General features: G+C 61.3%; 4 protein-coding genes. All 4 read right to left on the reverse strand.

Going from position 1 to position 3,109, the window contains the following annotated elements:
- Positions 1-1,197 (reverse strand): AAA family ATPase (locus JCM21793_RS22775; protein WP_025031835.1); only part of this gene is annotated, 1,197 nt, incomplete at its 3' end.
- Positions 1,198-1,251: 54 nt separating this feature from the next.
- A complete protein-coding gene (locus JCM21793_RS22780) occupies positions 1,252-1,935 on the reverse strand; it encodes a DsbA family protein (RefSeq protein WP_244439984.1) in 684 nt (227 codons plus the stop codon).
- A 40-nt stretch (positions 1,936-1,975) separates the two neighbouring features.
- Entirely contained in the window at positions 1,976-2,686 is a 711-nt protein-coding gene (locus tag JCM21793_RS22785; RefSeq protein ID WP_007007999.1) for a DsbA family protein, read from the reverse strand.
- 152 nt (positions 2,687-2,838) lie between these two features.
- The coding region (locus JCM21793_RS22790) for a DUF721 domain-containing protein (protein ID WP_025031837.1) at positions 2,839-3,109 on the reverse strand (271 nt) is incomplete at its 5' end.

Genomic DNA, 3,109 nt, shown 5'->3' on the forward strand with positions numbered 1-3,109 from the left:
CTGCCGTGTCGCCGAAGCTTCTGCCTTCTCCGCCGTCAGCCGCGAGAGCAGTTCTTCGGCAGCCGAAAGTTCGGTGGAAACCGTTTCAAAGACATTCTGCAGTTCGGTTTCACGCCCTTCAGCGCCTTCTTCGGCCTCTTTGAGAGCTTCTTCCTCTTCTGCCAGTCGCGCCAGCGCATCGGCATTGTCGCGCACCATCTGCTCTTCACGCGCCACGTCTGCGTTCAGCTGGTCGATGCGCTTCTTCAGCTCCTGCGTGCGCGCGTCTATGCGCTTGGCCTCTTCCTCCACCTGCGTGCGTGCGATGGTCAGTCGTTGCAGGGCAGCGGCAGCGGCGGCTTCGGCATCGCGCAGCGCGGGCAGCTTGTGCGCACCGATGGCCTGTGCCTTGGCCGCTTCCATCTGGCCGCTGGCGTTTTCGCCCACCAGTGCAGTCGCCCCAGACAGCGCGCTCTGGGCCTCGGCCTCCTGCGCCTTGGCCGAAGACCAGCGCAGGTGCAGCAGGATCGCTTCGGCCTTGCGCACTTCGGCAGAAAGTTTCTTGAAGCGCGAGGCCTGACGCGCCTGTCGTTTCAGACTCTCGATCTGGCTGTCGAGCTCGCTCACCACATCGTCGAGCCGTTCCAGATTCTGTTCGGCGGCGCGCAGCCTGAGTTCAGCCTCATGGCGGCGTGAATGAAGCCCGGAAATGCCGGCAGCCTCTTCAAGCAGCGCCCGGCGTGCCTGCGGCTTTGCCTGGATCAGCTCGCCGATCCGCCCCTGCCCCACCATGGAGGGCGAGCGCGCGCCGGTCGACTGGTCGGCGAACAGAAGCTGCACGTCGCGGGCGCGCGCTTCCTTGCCGTTGATGCGGTAGACCGAGCCTGCCTCACGCTCGATGCGGCGCGACACCTGCAACTCGTCCGCATCGTTGAAAGCGGCCGGCGCAGTGCGGTCGGAATTTTCGAGAAACAGCGTCACTTCGGCCGTGTTTCGGGCCGGGCGCGTGCCCGAACCGGAGAAGATGACATCGTCCATCCCGGAGGCGCGCATGTTCTTGTAGGAGTTTTCGCCCATCACCCAGCGCAGCGCTTCGACCAGATTGGACTTGCCACAGCCATTCGGACCGACCACCCCGGTCAGCCCGTTCTCGATCACGAACTCGCTCGGCTCGACGAAAGATTTGAAGCCCAGAAGGCGCAGCTTGGTGAACTTCATGCCGGTCGCGCCTCAATCAGCGCAAACGAAAACGGCGGACAAACGCGTTGTCCGCTAAAGCATGCCGTCGATGATCGCCGACATTTCCTCAATCGACATGGCTCCCGAGTGCTTCATCCCGTTGATGAAGAATGTTGGAACAGCCTCGATCCCCAGACGCTCCAGACCCCAATTGCGCATTGACCTGACTTCATCCAGAAGCTTGCTGTCCGTCAAGCAAGCTTCAAAGCTCTCCTGTGAGAAACCGGCATTTATGGCGGTTTTCAACAGGGCAGAGCCTCCATCCTGCACCCAGGCCCACTGCGTCTGGGTTCTGTAGAGGAGATCGGAGACGCGGAAATAATCGTCCTTCGCGCAATAGGCAAGCATCAAACCGGCTTCAGCGCGCGGGTCCGTCGGCAACCCACGCACGACATAGCGCACCTTGCCCGTGTCGATATATCTGCGCTTCAGTGCCGGCAGGGTCTCGACATGATAGCGGGCACAGTGTGCGCAGGTCATCGATGCATATTCGATGACTGTCACTGGCGCGCCGGGGTCGCCGAGCGCCTGCTCCTCGAGCCCGCCCGTTTCTGCGAGCGCCTCCATATCCACGCTGGCAGCTATTGCCACCACAGTCCCGCTCAGTGAAAAACCGGCTGCAAAAAACGTCAATCCCAATGTCAGAATCAAACGACGCCGTTGGCCGCCCCCCAGGCAAGCCAAAAGAAAACGCATCAATAAAAATCCAATAAACAAAAAACGCCACCGGCAAAACCGGTGGCGCGGCTACCTTAAATTAGAGCATCCCGTCGATGACAGCCGAGATCTCGTCGATGGACATCGCACCGGAATACTTCTTTCCGTTGATGAAGAAGGTCGGTGTGGCATCGACGCCGAAATCGCTTGCGCCGCGGGCGCGCACGGCCCGCACCTTTGTCAGAAGCTCCTGATCCGTCAGGCAGGCTTCAAAGCTCTCCTGGGTGAAACCGGCGAGCTTGGAAATCTTCAGGAGCGCAGACTGTGCATCCTGCACCGGTGCCCAGTTGTTCTGCTGCTTGAAGAGCACGTCGACCATCGCAAAGTACTTGTCGTCCGAGCAGCGCGCCAGCATGAAGCCCGCTTCCGCGCGCGGATCGAACGGGAACTCGCGCAGGATAAAGCGCACCTTGCCCGTCTCAATGTACTTCTTCTTCAGCTCCGGATAGGTCCGGGTGTGGAAGGTGGCGCAGTGGCTACACGTCATGGACGCGTATTCGACAATGGTAACCGGCGCATTTTCATCGCCGAGAACCTTGTCCTCCAGCGCTCCCTCTTCGAGCAGCTTGTCCATGTCCACCGTTCCGCTGGAGGGCGGAGCCTCGACGGCGGCCGTGGTGATGGGATCCGTGGCAGGCGCTCCCGCCTCAGCTTCGGCGTTGCTGTCGGTGCACGCTGCCAGTCCAAGCCCAAGCGCCGGCAAGGCGGCCATGGAAAGAAGAAGTCTGCGGCGCTGGATCAGTTCGGACATGAATTTTCACCTGTTCGTCTTGGATTGTTACCTGCGAGTGTTACCTGCGTTCACGCCACAAAGCGGGCGTTTCGGGCGAATTTGGGTCAGGGGCGCATTTTTCTGAAGCAACAGCCCCATCACGTTTTGGTGATCGAGGAGGTCATGATCTGTCATTTGCGCCGGCCTAAAATGCTCGCCCCCAGCTTTTGCAGCGATTGGCGCAGCCCCTCGTCTTCCACCCCGGCGACCAGCGCATCGATCCGGGCGCTTTCCGATCCTGTAAGAGGGCGCGCGGTCGGCGCGCGGCGCACCTGTGGCTGAGCAACCGGCTTCTGCACGATCTTTATGCGCCCCACCGCGGCAAAGCCGAGGAAGGCATTGACGCGGGCGATCACCTCACCCGTCTCGTGCTGCAGGCGCAGCGCTGCCGCGCCTTCGCAC

The sequence above is a fragment of the Nitratireductor aquibiodomus NL21 = JCM 21793 genome, from assembly GCF_000615975.1.
Classification (GTDB): Bacteria; Pseudomonadota; Alphaproteobacteria; order Rhizobiales; family Rhizobiaceae; genus Nitratireductor; species Nitratireductor aquibiodomus.

Coding starts and splice junctions, on each gene's coding strand:
- JCM21793_RS22785 (WP_007007999.1), bottom strand. CDS start 2,686: ATGTCCGAACTGATCCAGCGCCGCAGACTTCTTCTTTCCATGGCCGCC.